The sequence below is a fragment of the Aquabacter sp. DMC10 genome (genome assembly GCF_056314145.1).
On record NZ_JBQUYX010000001.1, the window covers coordinates 801,966 to 817,378 of the forward strand.

20 protein-coding genes are annotated in these 15,413 nt (G+C 68.2%); 8 read left to right on the forward strand and 12 right to left on the reverse strand.

Features of this window, described 5'->3' with window-relative positions; all coding sequences use genetic code 11:
• Window positions 1–11 precede the first annotated feature (11 nt).
• From ACT54L_RS03610 to nadC, 5 genes are all read left to right on the forward strand, one after another.
• Window positions 12–1,124 (forward strand): sensor histidine kinase, encoded by a 1,113-nt coding sequence (locus ACT54L_RS03610; protein ID WP_476084163.1) that lies wholly within the window; start codon window positions 12–14, stop codon window positions 1,122–1,124.
• Entirely contained in the window at window positions 1,109–1,825 is a 717-nt protein-coding gene (locus ACT54L_RS03615; protein WP_476084164.1) for a LytR/AlgR family response regulator transcription factor, read from the forward strand. Before ACT54L_RS03610 ends, ACT54L_RS03615 begins: the two co-directional genes overlap by 16 nt.
• Window positions 1,826–2,018: 193 nt before the next feature.
• Window positions 2,019–3,011, forward strand: coding sequence for a quinolinate synthase NadA (nadA, locus tag ACT54L_RS03620; RefSeq protein ID WP_476084165.1), 993 nt, complete (start codon window positions 2,019–2,021; stop codon window positions 3,009–3,011).
• A 5-nt stretch (window positions 3,012–3,016) separates the two neighbouring features.
• A complete protein-coding gene (locus ACT54L_RS03625) occupies window positions 3,017–4,552 on the forward strand; it encodes an L-aspartate oxidase (RefSeq protein ID WP_476084166.1) in 1,536 nt (511 codons plus the stop codon).
• Window positions 4,552–5,412 (forward strand): carboxylating nicotinate-nucleotide diphosphorylase, encoded by an 861-nt coding sequence (gene nadC / locus ACT54L_RS03630; protein WP_476084167.1) that lies wholly within the window; start codon window positions 4,552–4,554, stop codon window positions 5,410–5,412. The genes ACT54L_RS03625 and nadC overlap by 1 nt, the downstream gene beginning before the upstream one ends.
• 54 nt (window positions 5,413–5,466) lie before the next feature.
• Here nadC and ACT54L_RS03635 read toward each other — a convergent pair whose 3' ends face one another.
• Window positions 5,467–5,730 (reverse strand): DUF2312 domain-containing protein, encoded by a 264-nt coding sequence (locus ACT54L_RS03635; RefSeq protein ID WP_209100931.1) that lies wholly within the window; start codon window positions 5,728–5,730, stop codon window positions 5,467–5,469.
• 213 nt (window positions 5,731–5,943) lie between these two features.
• On the reverse strand, window positions 5,944–6,270 hold the full coding sequence (locus tag ACT54L_RS03640) for a DUF1244 domain-containing protein (protein WP_476084168.1): 327 nt from the start codon (window positions 6,268–6,270) through the stop codon (window positions 5,944–5,946).
• A 242-nt stretch (window positions 6,271–6,512) separates the two neighbouring features.
• Between ACT54L_RS03640 and ACT54L_RS03645 the strand changes: the two genes are divergently transcribed.
• Window positions 6,513–7,007: a DUF1036 domain-containing protein gene (locus ACT54L_RS03645; protein WP_476084169.1), complete on the forward strand. Its 495-nt coding sequence runs from the start codon at window positions 6,513–6,515 to the stop codon at window positions 7,005–7,007.
• 46 nt (window positions 7,008–7,053) lie between these two features.
• Window positions 7,054–8,475: a pyruvate kinase gene (pyk, locus tag ACT54L_RS03650; RefSeq protein WP_476084170.1), complete on the forward strand. Its 1,422-nt coding sequence runs from the start codon at window positions 7,054–7,056 to the stop codon at window positions 8,473–8,475.
• 60 nt (window positions 8,476–8,535) lie between these two features.
• On the opposite strand, the gene ACT54L_RS03655 is transcribed toward pyk, so the two are convergent.
• From ACT54L_RS03655 to ACT54L_RS03695, 9 genes are all read right to left on the reverse strand, one after another.
• Complete coding sequence (locus ACT54L_RS03655; RefSeq protein WP_476084171.1) at window positions 8,536–8,760, reverse strand: hypothetical protein; 225 nt, start codon at window positions 8,758–8,760, stop codon at window positions 8,536–8,538.
• Between the two features lie 110 nt (window positions 8,761–8,870).
• Window positions 8,871–9,107 (reverse strand): hypothetical protein, encoded by a 237-nt coding sequence (locus tag ACT54L_RS03660; RefSeq protein WP_476084172.1) that lies wholly within the window; start codon window positions 9,105–9,107, stop codon window positions 8,871–8,873.
• Between the two features lie 44 nt (window positions 9,108–9,151).
• Window positions 9,152–9,442 (reverse strand): hypothetical protein, encoded by a 291-nt coding sequence (locus ACT54L_RS03665; protein WP_476084173.1) that lies wholly within the window; start codon window positions 9,440–9,442, stop codon window positions 9,152–9,154.
• 43 nt (window positions 9,443–9,485) lie between these two features.
• The gene (locus ACT54L_RS03670) at window positions 9,486–9,773 is read right to left on the reverse strand and encodes a hypothetical protein (RefSeq protein ID WP_476084174.1); all 288 of its coding nucleotides are present in this window, start codon (window positions 9,771–9,773) and stop codon (window positions 9,486–9,488) included.
• 98 nt (window positions 9,774–9,871) lie between these two features.
• Window positions 9,872–10,075 (reverse strand): hypothetical protein, encoded by a 204-nt coding sequence (locus tag ACT54L_RS03675; RefSeq protein WP_476084176.1) that lies wholly within the window; start codon window positions 10,073–10,075, stop codon window positions 9,872–9,874.
• Between the two features lie 190 nt (window positions 10,076–10,265).
• Entirely contained in the window at window positions 10,266–10,889 is a 624-nt protein-coding gene (locus ACT54L_RS03680) for a tetratricopeptide repeat protein (protein WP_476084177.1), read from the reverse strand.
• Between the two features lie 194 nt (window positions 10,890–11,083).
• Window positions 11,084–11,209: a type B 50S ribosomal protein L36 gene (ykgO, locus tag ACT54L_RS03685; RefSeq protein WP_476084178.1), complete on the reverse strand. Its 126-nt coding sequence runs from the start codon at window positions 11,207–11,209 to the stop codon at window positions 11,084–11,086.
• Window positions 11,210–11,419: 210 nt separating this feature from the next.
• Window positions 11,420–12,094, reverse strand: a complete 675-nt coding sequence (locus ACT54L_RS03690) for a DsbA family protein (protein ID WP_476084179.1) — start codon at window positions 12,092–12,094, stop codon at window positions 11,420–11,422.
• Window positions 12,095–12,325: 231 nt separating this feature from the next.
• Window positions 12,326–12,799, reverse strand: coding sequence for a DUF721 domain-containing protein (locus ACT54L_RS03695; RefSeq protein ID WP_476084180.1), 474 nt, complete (start codon window positions 12,797–12,799; stop codon window positions 12,326–12,328).
• Window positions 12,800–12,884: 85 nt separating this feature from the next.
• Here ACT54L_RS03695 and mutY point away from each other — a divergent pair, with 85 nt between their 5' ends.
• A complete protein-coding gene (gene mutY, locus ACT54L_RS03700; protein WP_476084181.1) occupies window positions 12,885–13,961 on the forward strand; it encodes an A/G-specific adenine glycosylase in 1,077 nt (358 codons plus the stop codon).
• A gap of 234 nt (window positions 13,962–14,195) precedes the next feature.
• On the opposite strand, the gene ACT54L_RS03705 is transcribed toward mutY, so the two are convergent.
• Window positions 14,196–15,362 carry a DNA methyltransferase gene (locus tag ACT54L_RS03705; RefSeq protein ID WP_476084182.1) on the reverse strand — a complete coding sequence of 389 codons (1,167 nt, stop codon included), beginning with the start codon at window positions 15,360–15,362 and terminating at the stop codon, window positions 14,196–14,198.
• Window positions 15,363–15,413 lie beyond the last annotated feature (51 nt).

The following is a 15,413-nucleotide window of genomic DNA, read 5'->3' on the forward strand; positions in this document are numbered from 1 at the left end:
AGGGACGAGCCTTGATTGTCGAGATGATCCGGCGCCGCTGGCTGAACACCACCCCCTTCAATAGGGTGGAACTGGCGGGATGGGCCGCCTTCATCGTCATCGACCTGGTGATCCGCCTCGTCACGTACGGCGACCCGACCATTTCCGCCGTTCTTACTTTGGTGTCCGTCGCATTGTTTGCCGGCGCAACAATCCTGCTGCGCGCCTTCTACCACCAGAGCATCTTCACCCAGGACATGTCGCTGGGCACCGCTCTGAGGGTGATCGGCGCCTCATTCCTCGCCGCCTTCTTCATCATCACCGCCATCTATGGCCTGCGCCACGCCATGGGGTGGGACATACCCGCCTGGCGGCCCATGCAGGAATATTTCGCCCCGCTTATTTATTATTTTACCGTCGTCTGCGGTGCCAGCTTCGCCTATTTCTGGGTGCGCACGGAATGGCGGCGCCGCGCCGAGCACCAGCGGGCCGTCCAAGCGGAAGCGGAAGCCCTGCGGGCGGAGCTGATGCAATTGCGCCTGCAGCTCGATCCCCACTTCCTGTTCAATGCCCTGAACGGCGTGGCGGAGGAAATTCCCGAGCATCCCGAAGCCGCCCTGGGCATGCTGAACCAGCTCTGCACCTATCTGCGCCACTCCCTGGACAGCATTGGCGAGCCCATCACCACTGTCGCCGCGGAGGCCGAGGCCCTTTCGGCCTATCTGAAGATCCAGGAGGCCCGGTTCGGGGAGCGCCTTACGGCCCGCCTCCTGGTGGCGCCGGAGACCCGGCACCGGCCCATCGTGAGCTTCCTGCTCCAGCCGCTGGTGGAAAATGCCATCAAGCACGGCACCCGCCGCCACGGCCTGCGGCTGACCGTCTCCATCCTCGCCGAGGGCGAGGCCCTGAAGGTGCGGATCGAAAACTCCGGCACGCTTGCGGAGCGCAAGCGGCCGACCCGGCTGCGGCCGGGCATCGGGCTTCCCAATCTGCGGCGCCGGCTCGCCCTCCATTATCCCGCGCGCCATCGGTTCCGGCTCCGCGAGGGCGAACGGTCCATCTCGCCGGGGCGTGCTGCGCGAGAGGGAGATCGGGTGGTGACCGCGGAACTGATCTTGGAGGGTCCGCCATGCTCCGGGTCGTGATCGTCGACGACGAACCGCTGGCCCGCCGCGCCCTGCGGCGCCTGCTCAAGCCCCACGCGCGGGTGGTCGTCGCGGGGGAAGCCGACACGGCGTCGGCCGCCGTCGCCTTGGTGGCGCGCGAGCGACCGGACGTGATGCTGCTCGACATCGAACTGGAGCAAGGGGACGGGTTCGATCTCCTCGCCACGCTCTCCCCGGCGCCGCTGGTGGTGTTCGTGACCGCCCATCCCCAATATGCGGTGGAGGCGTTCAAGGTGCGCGCCGTGGACTATCTGCTGAAGCCCATCACTCAGGAGCGCTTCGACGAGGCGCTGAACCGGGTCTGGGCGCTGGTGGCGGGTCCGCGCGAGGGGGGCGAGGAAGCCGGTGTGCTGGAGCTGCGGACGCCCTCTCGCACCGTTCTCGCCGCGCCGGCGGACCTGTGCGCCATCCGGGCGGAAGGGGATTTCTGCCGCGTGCTGCTGGCGGACCAGCCGGCCGTCATGATCCTGCGCTCCCTGTCGCAGTTCGAGACGCAACTGCCCAACCCTCCCTTTTTGCGCCTTGACCGCTCCATTCTCATCAATCGCGACCGTCTGCGTCGGATCGATGCCCGCACGCGGGATGACGTGTTCCTTTCCTTCCAGGGCCTGCCCGACCCGGTGCAGATCGGCCGCACCGCCGCCGCCCGCCTGCGCGAGGCCATGGCTTCGGCGCGCTGAAGCCGGGCATGCCCCGCCCTTGCAAGCGCCGCTGCCCCAATCCACCGGGCGCGGCTGCTAAATGCTCAATATGAGCATGCCCCCTTGACGCCCCATTATGCTCAATCTAAGCATAAAGAAAGAAAGCCGACTTCGCTTCGGCTCATTTTTTGACGCCAAATATACTCAAATTGAGCATATGGGAGGAACCACCATGCTGCACCAGGCTTCCCCGGAGCGGGCGCTGCCCTTGCCCCATCTCTATGACAAGGTGCGGCGCCACGTGCCGGCCATGGAATGGTCCCTCCTCGCCGACGACGTGGAAGCGATCCTGCGCCTCAAGCGCGAGCGCAACGCCATCCTGCTGGCGCACAATTACCAAGCGCCCGAAATCTTCCACACGGTTGCCGACATCGTCGGCGACAGCCTGGCCCTGGCCCGCGAGGCGGCGGCCACCGATGCCGACGTGATCGTGCTCGCCGGGGTCCATTTCATGGCCGAGACGGCCAAGATCCTGAACCCGCACAAGACAGTCCTCATCCCCGACGAAAAGGCCGGCTGTTCGCTCGCCGAGAGCATCACCCCCGAAGACGTGCGCGCCCTGCGTGCACGGCATCCCGGCGTGCCGGTGGTGACCTATGTGAACACCTCGGCGGCGGTGAAGGCCGAGTCCGATGTCTGCTGCACTTCGGGCAATGCCCTCAAAGTGGTGGAAGGGCTCGGCGTGCCCAGGGTCATCATGATCCCGGACGAGTATCTCGCCCGCAACATCGCCGCCCAGACGCAGGTGGAGATCATCACCTGGAACGGCCATTGCGAGGTGCATGAGCGTTTCACGCCCATGGACATTGCCGAGATCCGCGATGCCTATTCCAACGTCACCGTCATCGCCCATCCCGAATGCCCGCCGGACGTGGTGGCCGCCTCCGACTTTGCCGGCTCCACCGCCGAGATGGTCTCCTTCGTCGCCAACAACCGGCCGGAGCGGGTGGCGCTGGTGACCGAATGCTCCATGGGCGACAATGTGGCGGTTCATTATCCCGAGATCGACTTCGTGCGGCCCTGCAATCTGTGCCCGCATATGAAGCGCATCACGCTCGCCAACATCCGCCGGGCACTGGAAACACTGGCGCCGGAAGTGACCGTCGACCCCGCGCTGATCCCCGGCGCCCGCGCCTCGGTCGAGCGCATGCTGGCCATCCGGTGAGCGCCATGGCCGACCCGAACGATCGCATCCTCATCGTCGGGGCGGGCATAGCGGGGGCGGCCACTGCCCTGGCGCTGGCGCCCTTGCCCGTGCTCGTCGTGGCGCCCACCGGCGTCAGCGCCGATGCCGCCACCACCCTCGCCCAGGGCGGCATCGCCGCCGCCATCGGAGCGGACGACGACCCCACCCTTCACGCCGCCGACACCCATGCCGCCGGCGCCGGCCTGTGCGAGGCCGCGCCCGTGGCCCGCGTGACGGCGGAAGGCCCTGCCATCATCGCCCGCCTTGCCGCCCTCGGCATCAGCTTCGACACCGACGCCCATGGCGCCATCGCGCTGGGGCTGGAAGCCGCCCACGGCCGCTCCCGCATCGTCCATGCCAATGGGGATGCCACCGGGCGGGCGGTGCTGGAAGGGCTGGTGGCGCAGGCCCGCCAGGCGCCGCATATCAGCCGGCGGACCGACCTCCTGGCCGTCCGGCTGGACGTGCGGGATGGCCAGGTCCAGGGCCTCTGGTGCCGCGACGGCGGGGGCCGGCTGGTGCATCTGCCCGCTCGCGCCGTGGTGCTCGCCACCGGCGGCATGGGCGGACTCTATGCCTCCACCACCAATCCCCGTACCGCTGTCGGCTCAGGCCTTGCCATGGCGGCGCGGGCGGGCGCGGTGCTGCGGGACCTGGAATTCGTGCAGTTCCACCCCACCGCCATCGCCGCCGCGAGCGATCCCATGCCACTGGCCACCGAGGCCCTGCGGGGCGCCGGCGCCATCCTGGTGGACGAGACGGGCGAACGCTTCATGGCGGACGTACCGGGCCGGGAACTGGCCCCGCGCGACGTGGTGGCTCGCGCCATCCATGCCCGCATCCACGCCGGCCACCGGGTGTTCCTGGACGCCCGCCCGGCACTCGGCGCCCACTTTGCGCGCCATTTCCCCTCGGTCGCCCAATTGTGCCGCACCAACGGCATCGATCCCGAGAAGGACACCATCCCCGTTCGTCCGGCGGCCCATTATCATATGGGCGGCATCAAGGTGGACGGGGCGGGCCGGACTTCCCTCGCCGGGCTCTATGCCTGCGGCGAGGTGGCCTCCACTGGGCTTCACGGCGCCAATCGGCTGGCCAGCAATTCCCTGCTGGAGGCGCTGGCCTATGCCAAATGGATCGCCGACGACATCGCCCACAGGTCCGCGCCCGCCGGGTCCGGCACCCCGGTGACGCCGGCCTCGGCGGCGGCCCTCGGCGCCCCCGCGCGGTCCATCGAGCCGGTCCGCGCCCTTATGGACGGGCACGTGGGCGTGGTGCGCGACGAAGAGGGCCTTTTGCGCGCCCTCCGGCTGCTCGCCCCCCGCATGGGCGAGGACGACGCCGCTCTGGTGGCCGCGCTGGTCACCCTCGGCGCGCTGGAGCGCACCGAAAGCCGGGGCGGCCATTTCCGCGCCGACCATCCCGCGACCGGCGCGCCCCGCCATAGCGAAATCACCCTGTCCGCCGCCACCGCCCGCCTTGCCGCGCACGGGGCGCACCCGCTCCGGGAGGCCGTCTGATGAGCTCCAGAATGCTTGATCCCCTGCCCGCCCTTCTCACCGAACCCCTGGTGCGCGCGGCGCTCCTGGAAGACCTCGGCCGGGCCGGCGACATCACCACCGAGGCCGTCATCCCCGCCGACACGCGCATGGCCGTGCACATGGCCGCCCGGCAAAAGGGCGTGGTGGCGGGACTGGACCTTGCCATCCAGGCCTTTCGGCTGATGGACCCGACGCTGGCCATTGATGTGCTGAAGGGGGATGGCTCAGATGTCGCCGCGGGCGAGCCCGTGCTGCGCATCGAAGGCCGGGCGCGACCCATCCTGAGCGCCGAGCGGGTGGCGCTCAATTTCGCCTGCCGCCTGTCGGGCATCGCCAGCGCCACCGCCGTGCTGGTGGAAGCCGCCCGCCCCCATGGCCACGCCCGCATCACTTGCACCCGCAAGACCACGCCGGGCCTCCGGGCGGTGGAAAAATATGCGGTGCGGGCGGGGGGTGGTGCCAATCACCGCTTCGGGCTCGACGATGCCATCCTCATCAAGGACAACCATGTGGCCGCGGCCGGAGGGGTTCAGGTGGCCATCCGCCGCGCCCGCGCCCATGTGGGGCATCTCGTTAAGATCGAGGTGGAGGTGGATACGCTGTCCCAATTGGAGGAGGCGCTCTCCGTCGGCATCGACGCGGTGCTGCTCGACAATATGGGGCCGGACACGCTCAAGGAGGCGGTGCGGATGGTCGGCGGACGGGCCATCACCGAAGCGTCCGGACGCGTGACCGCCCAGACCGTTCCCGCCATTGCCGCCTCGGGCGTGGACATCATCTCCTGCGGATGGCTGACCCACAGCGCCCCGATCCTCGACCTGGGGCTGGACGACATCTGAGCGGCGCGGGAGCGCTGAAAACCGTCCATGGGTCGCGCCCATGGACGGATGGCCTCACATGAAGACGCCGAGGGCCTGGAGATAAAGCTCCACGATGGCCTCGTGCTCGCGCCGCTTGTCCACGTCTTCCTTGCGGATCTTCAGGATGGTGCGCAGGGCCTTCACGTCGAAGCCGTTGGCCTTGGCCTCCGCGAACACATCCTTGATGTCGTCGGCAATGGCCTTCTTTTCTTCCTCGAGGCGCTCGATGCGCTCGATGAAAGACTTGAGCTGTTCCTTGGCAAAGCCTGCCGGGGCGTCGGAAGCATCGTCCGTCACGAGGGAAACCTTCTGGTCCTGCGGACGCCCCGCCGAGCCGCAAACTGTGCACGGATCGGCAGGCGCGCCTGAATTGAGCGGGGCGGGAAAGCCGCAAGGCCCCCGCGCGAAGGCTGGATAGAGCGCAAATCGCGGCGCCCGCGTCAAGGAAGCTTCCCCGCTATCCACCCCCTGTGGGCAGCGTGGGGCGCCTCCCCCGCCCGATGCCGGCCGTCAATGCGACGGCTTGGCCTGCGCCAACGCCGCCTTTTGCTCCGGGGTCGCCTCGACCTGATGGAGCGCCTTCCAGGCCTCATAGCTCATGCCATAGACCGCTTCCCGGCTCTGCGCCTTGGTGAGCGGCAGGCCCGCCCCCTCGGCCGCTTCCAGATACCAGTTGGACAGGCAGTTGCGACAGAAGCCGGCCAGGGTCATCAGGTCGATATTCTGCACATCGGTGCGGGTGCGCAGGTGGGAGACGAGGCGGCGGAAGGCGGCGGCCTCCAGCCTCTCGCGCTCCACCTCGGTCAGAGCGCTGGGGGCGCCGGCGTGTTCGCTCATAGGCATGTCCTTTCTGCACGCAAGCTGGGGCCTCATGGCTCCCCCTGCAAGAGGGGCGAGCCCGGCCCTCGGCTTGCCACACCCGTTGCCTCTCTCTTGCCCCGATCACCGCCGACAAAGCCGGCGCGCGGGGCCCCGCGCGTGTTGTCCCGCCCTGCGCGGCCATTGACGCTCGCCCATGGCGCGGGCACATCAGGGAACCGATGCGCCTGAGACACCTGCCCTTTCCTGATTTGCCCGTCATGCCCTCGCTCCGCGCCCTTGCGGGGCTTTTTGCGCTGGCGCTCGTGCTGCTGCCGCAGGCGGCGTGGGCGGACTTCCGGCTGTGCAACCGCACCCAGAGCCGTATCGGCATCGCCATCGGCTACAAGGACAATGAAGGCTGGATGACGGAGGGCTGGTGGAACGTGGCCTCCAATTCCTGCGAGACGCTGCTGCGCGGCGATCTGGTGGCACGTTTCTATTACATTTACGCGGTAGATTACGACCAAGGCGGGGAATGGTCCGGCAAGGCCTATATGTGCACCCGTGACAAGGAATTCACCATTCGCGGCGCCGAGGATTGCCTCGCCCGCGGCTTCGAGCGCACCGGTTTCCTGGAGGTGGACACCAAGCAGCAGAAGGCCTGGACCGTCCAGCTCACCGAGCAGAACCAGACCCAGGCCGACAAGGCCCCCTTGCCCCCGCCGCTGCCCGGCGGCGTGCCGATGCCCATTCCAGCCACACGGCCCAAATAGGCGGCGCGGTTCCGCGTCCGCCCCGACCAAGAAACTGGAGGATGCCATGAGACGCCAGCGCCGCACCAAGATCGTCGCCACACTGGGCCCCGCCTCCTCCGATGCCGCCATCATCGAAAAATTGTTCGTGGCCGGCGCGGACCTATTCCGCATCAATATGAGCCACACGCCCCACGACAAGCTGCGCGCCTTCGTGGCCGCCATCCGGGCCATCGAGGAAAAGCACACGCGGCCCATCGGCATCCTGGTGGATCTTCAGGGCCCCAAGCTCCGCCTCGCCACCTTCGAGGGTGGCTTTGCAATGCTGGAGCCGGGCGCGACCTTCGTGCTCGATGCGGACCCCGCGCCGGGCAATGCCACCCGCGTCCACCTGCCCCATCCCGAAATCCTGGAAGCGCTGGAGCCGGGCCATGGCCTGCTGCTGGACGATGGCAAGATCCGCCTCGAGGTGACGGAGGTCAGCCCCGGCCGTGCGGTAACGCGCGTGGTGGTGGGCGGACGCATCTCCGACCGCAAGGGCGTGAGCCTGCCGGACACCACCATCCCATCCTCCGCCCTCACCCCCAAGGACCGGGCGGACCTGGACGCCGCCCTGGAAGTGGGCGCCGACTGGATCGCCCTGTCCTTCGTGCAGCGCCCCGAGGACGTGGCCGAGGCGCGCAAGATCGCCCGTGGCCGGGCCGGCGTGATGGTGAAGGTGGAAAAGCCCCAGGCGGTGGCGCGGCTTGCCGAGATCATGGAATTGTCGGACTCGCTCATGGTCGCCCGCGGCGATCTGGGCGTGGAGATGCCGCTGGAGCGCGTGCCCGGCGTGCAGAAGCAGATGACGCGGGCCGCCCGCCGCTCGGGCACGCCGGTGGTGGTGGCCACCCAGATGCTGGAATCCATGATTAGCTCGCCGGTGCCCACCCGCGCCGAGGTCTCGGACGTGGCCACCGCCGTCTTCGAGGGCGCGGACGCCATCATGCTCTCGGCGGAAAGCGCGGCCGGCAAATATCCGGTGGAAGCGGTCGCCACCATGAACCGCATCGCCGAGGAGGTGGAGCGCGACCCCACCTATCGGTCGGTGCTGAACGCCCAGCGCTGCGAGCCGGACGCCACCACGGCCGATGCCATCGCCGCCGCCAGCCGGCAGATCGCCGAGACTTTGGACCTCGGCGCCATCGTCTGCTGGACCTCCTCGGGCGCCACGGCCCTGCGGGTGGCGCGGGAGCGGCCCAAACCCTTGACCATCGCCCTCACCCCCAATGTGGCCACCGCACGGCGGCTGGCCCTGGTGTGGGGCGTGCATTGCATCGTCACCGCGGACGCCCACGACGTGGACGACATGGTGGAACGGGCCAGCCGCAACGCCTTTTCGGACGGCTTCGCCAAGCCCGGCCAGCGCATCATCGTGGTGGCCGGCGTCCCCTTCGGCACGCCCGGCGCCACCAACATGATGCGCATCGCCTTCGTCCGGGAAAGCTGAGCCCGGGCGCACGGACGCTGGTCGGCCTTCCGGCCGGCGCCGCCTGCGTCCAGGGAAGCCTCAACGGCCGGCCGCTTTCACAATCTGCCCGGTCTGCGGGTCGATCTCATTGCCCTTCTCGTCATGGGTTGTAGCCCATTTGAGGAAAGCGGAGTGATTGACGCACATGCCGCCCGCGGCGGCCTCGGCCGCCGCGTCGGTCAGCACGACGGCGTCGCCGGAGGGGGTATCGGGCTGGGCCTCAACCGGACCCATGGCGGGCGGTGCCCCGTCGCGTTTCATCATATGTCGCTCCTTGTCCAAGCCTGGAACGCCCCGGCCTGCCTCGCACATCCTCGTCGGGCGGGGACGGCGGAGCGAGCGGTACGAGGCCAATCAGAGCCGCGCGTCAGGGCTTATGGCCCGGCATCGTCGGTCCGGAGGGGAGAAGGCTTCGGCTTGAGAATGTCGCGCGCCTTGTCGTCCCCGAAGAAGTCGCCCCGCGCGGATCCGCGCAGAATCATCTTGGCGGCCTCCCAGATCTCCTGGAGCCCGCCGCCGGAGGCCGCCTCGGTCTCCGCGTCGGTCAGCATTGCCGGGTCCAAAGGCGCCTGCGCGGCGCCCTTTCCCGCCGGAACGATCGTGTCGGCCATTCTGTCTCTCCGGTCTCAGCCAGCCGGGACGCGCCAGCCCTGGCTCAAGGCTTGTCGAACCGCCCGCCGATGCCGCCAGACATCTGCACCGGGCACGCGCCCTCCACCATCGTGGCGATGCGTGGGGACTCAGTGGCGGGTTTGGGAGCGAGATCCTTGAAAAGCTGATTCACTTCCGAGCTATCGCCCAGCTGCGCCTTATTCATTGCCAGCATGACATCCCCGTAGCCCCAGGTCTTGCCGCCGGCCGCAGCTTCGGCGGCTTCGTCGGTGATGGGCGCAGCATCTGCCGACGCGACGGCCTCCGTGCGATCAGGCGTGGTGTCGTGTCCCATGTGCCTCTCCTTCGATGCTTGGTGGTGGAGCGGTGGCCCCCGGTCACCGATCCTTGCCGGGAAGGGTGCCCGAAAGCTGGACGGGGCAGCCCCCCTGAACAACGGTCTGAAGAGGGGTCACCGGATCGGCAGGCTGGGGGACATGCGGCTCGATGAGACCTGGACGGAGGATTGGCCCGACCGGCAAGCCGGCACCGCTCTTTGCCCACATGTCCAAGAACTCCAGAAAGCCGCCTCCGGCGGCGCCTTCCGCCATCTCGTCGCTGATCGGCCGTGCGTCAGCGGGGGCGGCGAGGACCTGCTGGCCGTCCGGTTCGTGATCCTTGCCCATCCTGCCCCCCCTTTGACGACCTGTCCGACGTGCCCCCTTTGGGTCACGTGTTGCCAATGCCCGCCTCCGAACCACGCAGGTGGACCGGGGTCGCTTGGTCAGCGCTTCTTCGCGCCGGGCGTGCTCTGAACAGCTTGCATGAACTGATCGAGCAGCATCTTGCCGCGCGATACCTTCGTGTGCGTCAGGCGATAGAAGTAATGACGCATGCTGTTGCCGCCAGACACCTGGTCCAGCTCGTCTTCATCCAGCTGCCGATTGATCTGGGCTTCGCCTGTCTTCGCGATCTTAGGGTCCGACATGGCACAACCTCCGCGGAGGCGCCGCAAAATCTTGGCGCCACCTGTGCTCGCCACAGACAATGCCGCATCCCAGCGCTTGAAATCAAGCCCGGCGCAATCAAAAATCAAGAAATGCCGCGATATGAATAAGATAAGACGACACGGAAATACATAATCTTACTTTGTATTTCCTAGTCTTTCTCTGGCGGAATCAGATGTCCCGACCATCCACGGTCACAGCCAGTTCCTTGACCATGTCCTTGGCTCCGTCCAGATGCGGATTGATGGCGAGCGCCCGGCGGGCGGCGGCGAGGGCCGCCTTGTCGTCGCCCATCTCGCGCATGATGAGCGCGAGGCCGAACAAAGCGGTGTAGTGGCGCGGCTCGCGGGCCAGCACCTCGCTGATGTCGGCGAGGGCATCGCCGTAATCATCCTGAACGTAGAAAATGGTGGCGCGGCGGGCCAGCGCGCCCAGGTGATCGGGCGCGATCACCAGCACGGAGTTCAGCAACTCCACCGCCAGGTCATATTCCTTGGCCTCCGCCGCCAGTTCGGCGCGGGCCATCAGGAGATCGGCGCTGGCGCTGCCGGACTGGGCGAAAATGGAATCGATGCGGTTGCCCACCGCCTTGGCGCTCTCGTCATCGGGGGCGATCTTCAGCGCCTCGAACAGGGCATCCAGTTGCGCCCGCCGGTCGCGCGGGGGACGCGCGCGGGGGGCCGCCCCTTCCCGCGGCCCGCTTGCCTCGGGAGCGCCGGAGCGGGCGCCCGGGCCGGTGGTCTGCGCCAGGGTGGCCGGCGCCAGCAGGAGGCAGAGGGTGGCGGCCAGGACCATGCGCCCTGGCAACCGGCGCCAAGCGGCCGGGCGGGCAGGACGGGACAAGCGGTGCGGCATGGCAGGCAGACGGCGCATGGCGCCAGTGTCGACCGCGCCCGCAAAAGCGTCAACCGCCCCGTCCCTTTCGGGCGGAGCGGCTGAAATCACGAACGCTCGATAAGGCGGACGCGGCGGCCGTCAGGCCGGCATCATCAACCCTGGCGCGCCTTGTAGCGCTTCTGGGTCTTGTTGATGATGTAGATGCGGCCCTTGCGGCGCACCAGGCGATTGTCCCGGTGGCGACCGATGAGCGACTTGAGCGAATTACGGATCTTCATGACACACTAGCCTTCGGCCGACCGCGGCGCGCTTGCCGCGCGGCTCGTCGACACGTCTTGATGGAACGAGCCGGCGTGATACGGGCCAGGGGACGTCTTGTCAACGCCCCCGGGCCGCAAAGACCGCCATTCGCCAGCCCCGCACAGGGGAAAACCCCTTTGGCGCGACTCGCTTTTTGCCGGATCGCGCCGGACCCGATAAGCGCCCGATCACTTGCCCTGCAGCAGGGGCGCCAGTTCCTTGTCCAGATCCTCCGGCGAGAGGGCGCCGGACACCTTCTTGCCGTTGATGAAGAAGGTGGGGGTGGAATCCACGCCCAGTTCCTTGTTGGCATATTGGGCGCTGGCCTGGACCTTCTCCGCCAGGTCCTTGTCGGTGAGGCACTTCTCGAAATCCGCCTCGGTCATGCCGGCCTGCTTGTAGACCGCCAGCAGGCCCTGCGCCGGATTGGGGCTGAAGGCCCAGCTCTTCTGGGTGTCGAACAGGCTCGACACCATGGGGAAATACTTGTCCTGCGGCATGCAGCGGGCCAGCATGAAGCCAGCGGTGGCCACCGGGTCGAACGGGAATTCGCGCAGGATGAAATAGACCTTGCCGGTGTCGATATATTTCGACTTCAGCGTCGGGAAAGTCTTGGCGTGGAAGGCGGCGCAATGGCTGCAGGTCAGCGAGGCATATTCCACGATGGTCACGGGCGCGGAGGGATTGCCCAGCGCCTGCACCGGCAGAGGGCTCGCCGCCGGGTCCATCAGCTTGGCCTGCTCGACGGTCTGGGCGTTGGCGGGGGTGACCGCGCCCAACAGGTGCGCCAGGGGACCGGCGATCGCCGCGAACAAAGCGATCTGGCTTGCGCCCTTCAGGAACCGGCGACGGTGCAACAGCATGGAATTCTCCGAACATGGGAAGCGCGTGACGGCCGCTTCCAGGCCGTCCCAGAGGAAGCCCACGGCGCCGCAGCCGGGTGTATCGATCCGCCCAAGGGGCTGTCCCTCGTCTCGGTCGATCACCGTCCGCCCCGTGCAGAATGCCCGGCCACCGGCCGGCACCGCGTTATCCCTCAAGGATCAGACGTGGGCGTTTAACATGGCGCTCTTGGGGCGCCAATGCGCGCGCGTTCAAGATTTCCGGCGCTCGCGCCGCACCAGGGCGCCGAGCCGCGCAAGGGAGGCGGCGAGCCCTTCATTCTCGAACGTCCCGATCTCCTGCCGCGCCTGCGCCACCAAGGCGGGGTCGGGCTCCACCGGCCGGGGCGGCAGACGGCGGGCCGGCACCGGCCCCTGGCGCAGCGCGATGCGGGTGACGCAGCGCCAGCCGAAATAGGTGTTGATCCGTTCCACGATCTGGGGCGCCGCATATTGCAGCTCGATGGCATAGGGCCCTTCCACCCGCACCACCAGGGTCGCCTCCTGATTGCCATCCCGCGGCCACTGCAGCTTCAGCGGCATGGAGCGGGGGCCAAGCTCGGGGCCGGCAATCTCGTCCCAATGGGTGACGATCTCCACGGTGGAAAACCCGGCGCGTCCGCAGGCATCTGCAATGGTGGGGCCGACCAAGTCGGCCAGGGGCCGGGGACCGAAGGGCTTCCTCATCCTCATCCTTTCCCTGCGGATCGCACACCATGCCGCCGCACACGACATCTTGCCGGCCGCGCCGACCCCGGTCAGGGTGCCGCCCATGACGCGCGCCATCCTATCCCCGTCTCCGACCGCACAGAAGGCACCGCCGGACCCCGCGGCCCTGCTGGCCTGGTATGACCGCCACCGCCGCCGCCTGCCCTGGCGCGCAGAGGAAGGGCGCACCGCCGATCCCTACCATGTGTTCCTGTCGGAGATCATGCTCCAGCAGACCACGGTGAAGGCGGTTGGGCCTTATTTCGTGGATTTCCTGCGGCGCTGGCCTCAGGTGTCGGACCTTGCCGCCGCCCCCCTGGAAGAGGTCCTCTCCGCCTGGGCGGGGCTCGGCTATTATGCCCGCGCACGCAATCTCCATGCCTGCGCGAAGGCAGTGGTGGCCCGCCATGGCGGGCGCTTTCCCGCCGACGAGGCGGCGCTGCTGGACCTGCCGGGCATCGGCCCCTACACCGCCGCCGCCATCGCCGCCATTGCGTTCGACCTGCCGGCCTCGCCCGTGGACGGCAATATCGAGCGGGTGGTGAGCCGGCTCTATGCCATCGACACACCTCTCCCCAAAGGCAAAGTGGAGATCCGCGCCCGTGCCGCCGCGCTCGTGCCGCGCCAGCGGCCGGGCGATTTCGCGCAGGCCATGATGGATCTGGGCGCCACCATCTGTACGCCCAAGTCTCCCGCCTGTGGCCTCTGCCCTTGGATGGCGCCCTGCATCGGGCGCGCGGCGGGTGATCCCGCCCGCTATCCGGTCAAGGCACCCAAGGGAGAAAAGCCCCACCGGCAGGGCATCGCTTTCCTCGCCGTGCGGGCTGACGGCGCGGTGCTGCTGCGCACCCGGCCCGACAACGGCCTCCTGGCGAAGATGACCGAGGTGCCGTCCACACCTTGGGCGGCAGACCTGGCCGATCCTGAGGAACACGCGCCGCTGGATGCCCGGTGGCGGCGCCTGCCTGGCCGGGTGGAGCATGTGTTCACGCACTTCTCGCTCACGCTTCAGATCCTGCGGGCCGACATCCCCCTCGCGGCGCCGGCTCCCTTGGGGTGCCGATGGGTGCGCCCCGAGGGCTTTGAAGCGGAAGCCCTCCCCTCCGTCATGCGGAAGGTGCTGAGCCATCTGGTCGGATAGGCCCGCAGCGCGGGGCCGCGCGACGAGCGCCATGGCCGGCGCAGGCTCGGCGGCAGCGCCGAGGTGCCGATCGATGGCCCCTGAAGACTGAAGGATCGTTATGTAGACAGTTGCAGCAGGACGTTCGTGCTGAACGAAGGTCCGGCCAATCAACCGAGGCCCGCCCCCTTGAACGCCACTGCGGACGAGGCGTTCAGCATCGTCCGCGCCGGTATCACGTATGGCTTCTGCCACTCACTCAGAGCGCACGCCCATTTCCTCGCGCAGGCGGGCGCGCAGCACGTCGATGGGATGGCGGCGACCTTCCTGTTCCACGTGCCAGAAGGTCCATCCATTGCAGGCCTCCGCCCCTTGGGCGAGGGCGCCCATGCGGTGGATGGAGCCGACCGCCTGGGCGTTGGCCAACGCAATGGTGCCGTCCGCACGCACCACGGCGCGCACCTGGCCCTTGGAATCGGTGAGTTCCAGGCCCGGCGTCACCAGCCCGCGCTCCACCAGGGCGGAGAAGGCGACGCGCGGCGCCTCGCGGGCGCTGGGCGGGGCGATGAGGGCGGATTCGGGCAGCGGCTCCACCGCATCGATGCGGTCCTGCGCGGCCTGGGCATAGGTCTCGTCGCGCTCGATGCCGATGAAGCGCCGGCGCAGGCGCTTGGCCACGGCGGCAGAGGTGCCCGAGCCCAGGAAGGGGTCTAGGATCACATCGCCCGGCCGGGAGGCCGAGAGCAGCACGCGGGCCAGCAGCGCTTCGGGCTTCTGGGTGGGATGGGTCTTGCGGCCCTGGGCGTCTTTCAGCCGCTCATGGCCGGTGCAGAGCGGGATCAGCCAGTCCGAACGGACCTGCACATCCTCATTGCCGCCCTTCAGCGCCTCATAATTGAACACATAGCCCTTGGCGCCGGGATCGCGCGCCGCCCAGATCAGCGTCTCGTGCGCATTGGTGAAGCGCCGGCCGCGGAAATTGGGCATGGGGTTGGACTTGCGCCAGATGACATCGTTCAGGATCCAGAAATCCAGGTCCTGCATCAGCGCGCCGACACGGAAAATGTTGTGATAGGAGCCGATCACCCACAGCGTGCCAGTGGGCTTCAACACCCGCTTGGCGGCCAGCAGCCAGGCGCGGGTGAACGCGTCATAGGCCGAAAAGCTCTCGAACTGGTCCCAGTCGTCGTCCACCGCATCCACTCGGCTTTCGTCGGGACGCTTCAGTTCGCCCTGGAGCTGAAGATTATAGGGCGGATCGGCGAAGATCAGGTCCACCGATCGGGGTGGAAGGCTCGCCATCTGGGCGATGCAATCGCCGATGAGGATGCGATCCAGGCTCGAAGGGTCAACGGCAGTGTCCGGCTTCACCCGAGACTGGCGGGGCGCCCGGACGGGCGCCCCTTTACGCACCACACTCATATCGCATTCCCATACGCTACGCGGAACACGAGGGCAGTGTCGGGGGGCGGA

Bases quoted from the DNA above. Each gene is read 5' to 3' on its own strand.
- ACT54L_RS03615 (WP_476084164.1), top strand. From the start codon at position 1,109: ATGCTCCGGGTCGTGATCGTCGACGACGAACCGCTGGCCCGCCGCGCC.
- nadA (WP_476084165.1), top strand. From the start codon at position 2,019: ATGCTGCACCAGGCTTCCCCGGAGCGGGCGCTGCCCTTGCCCCATCTC.
- ACT54L_RS03625 (WP_476084166.1), top strand. From the start codon at position 3,017: ATGGCCGACCCGAACGATCGCATCCTCATCGTCGGGGCGGGCATAGCG.
- nadC (WP_476084167.1), top strand. From the start codon at position 4,552: ATGAGCTCCAGAATGCTTGATCCCCTGCCCGCCCTTCTCACCGAACCC.
- ACT54L_RS03640 (WP_476084168.1), bottom strand. From the start codon at position 6,270: ATGAGCGAACACGCCGGCGCCCCCAGCGCTCTGACCGAGGTGGAGCGC.
- ACT54L_RS03645 (WP_476084169.1), top strand. From the start codon at position 6,513: ATGCCCTCGCTCCGCGCCCTTGCGGGGCTTTTTGCGCTGGCGCTCGTG.
- pyk (WP_476084170.1), top strand. From the start codon at position 7,054: ATGAGACGCCAGCGCCGCACCAAGATCGTCGCCACACTGGGCCCCGCC.
- ACT54L_RS03655 (WP_476084171.1), bottom strand. From the start codon at position 8,760: ATGATGAAACGCGACGGGGCACCGCCCGCCATGGGTCCGGTTGAGGCC.
- ACT54L_RS03660 (WP_476084172.1), bottom strand. From the start codon at position 9,107: ATGGCCGACACGATCGTTCCGGCGGGAAAGGGCGCCGCGCAGGCGCCT.
- ACT54L_RS03665 (WP_476084173.1), bottom strand. From the start codon at position 9,442: ATGGGACACGACACCACGCCTGATCGCACGGAGGCCGTCGCGTCGGCA.
- ACT54L_RS03670 (WP_476084174.1), bottom strand. From the start codon at position 9,773: ATGGGCAAGGATCACGAACCGGACGGCCAGCAGGTCCTCGCCGCCCCC.
- ACT54L_RS03675 (WP_476084176.1), bottom strand. From the start codon at position 10,075: ATGTCGGACCCTAAGATCGCGAAGACAGGCGAAGCCCAGATCAATCGG.
- ACT54L_RS03680 (WP_476084177.1), bottom strand. From the start codon at position 10,889: ATGGTCCTGGCCGCCACCCTCTGCCTCCTGCTGGCGCCGGCCACCCTG.
- ykgO (WP_476084178.1), bottom strand. From the start codon at position 11,209: ATGAAGATCCGTAATTCGCTCAAGTCGCTCATCGGTCGCCACCGGGAC.
- ACT54L_RS03690 (WP_476084179.1), bottom strand. From the start codon at position 12,094: ATGCTGTTGCACCGTCGCCGGTTCCTGAAGGGCGCAAGCCAGATCGCT.
- ACT54L_RS03695 (WP_476084180.1), bottom strand. From the start codon at position 12,799: ATGAGGAAGCCCTTCGGTCCCCGGCCCCTGGCCGACTTGGTCGGCCCC.
- mutY (WP_476084181.1), top strand. From the start codon at position 12,885: ATGACGCGCGCCATCCTATCCCCGTCTCCGACCGCACAGAAGGCACCG.
- ACT54L_RS03705 (WP_476084182.1), bottom strand. From the start codon at position 15,362: ATGAGTGTGGTGCGTAAAGGGGCGCCCGTCCGGGCGCCCCGCCAGTCT.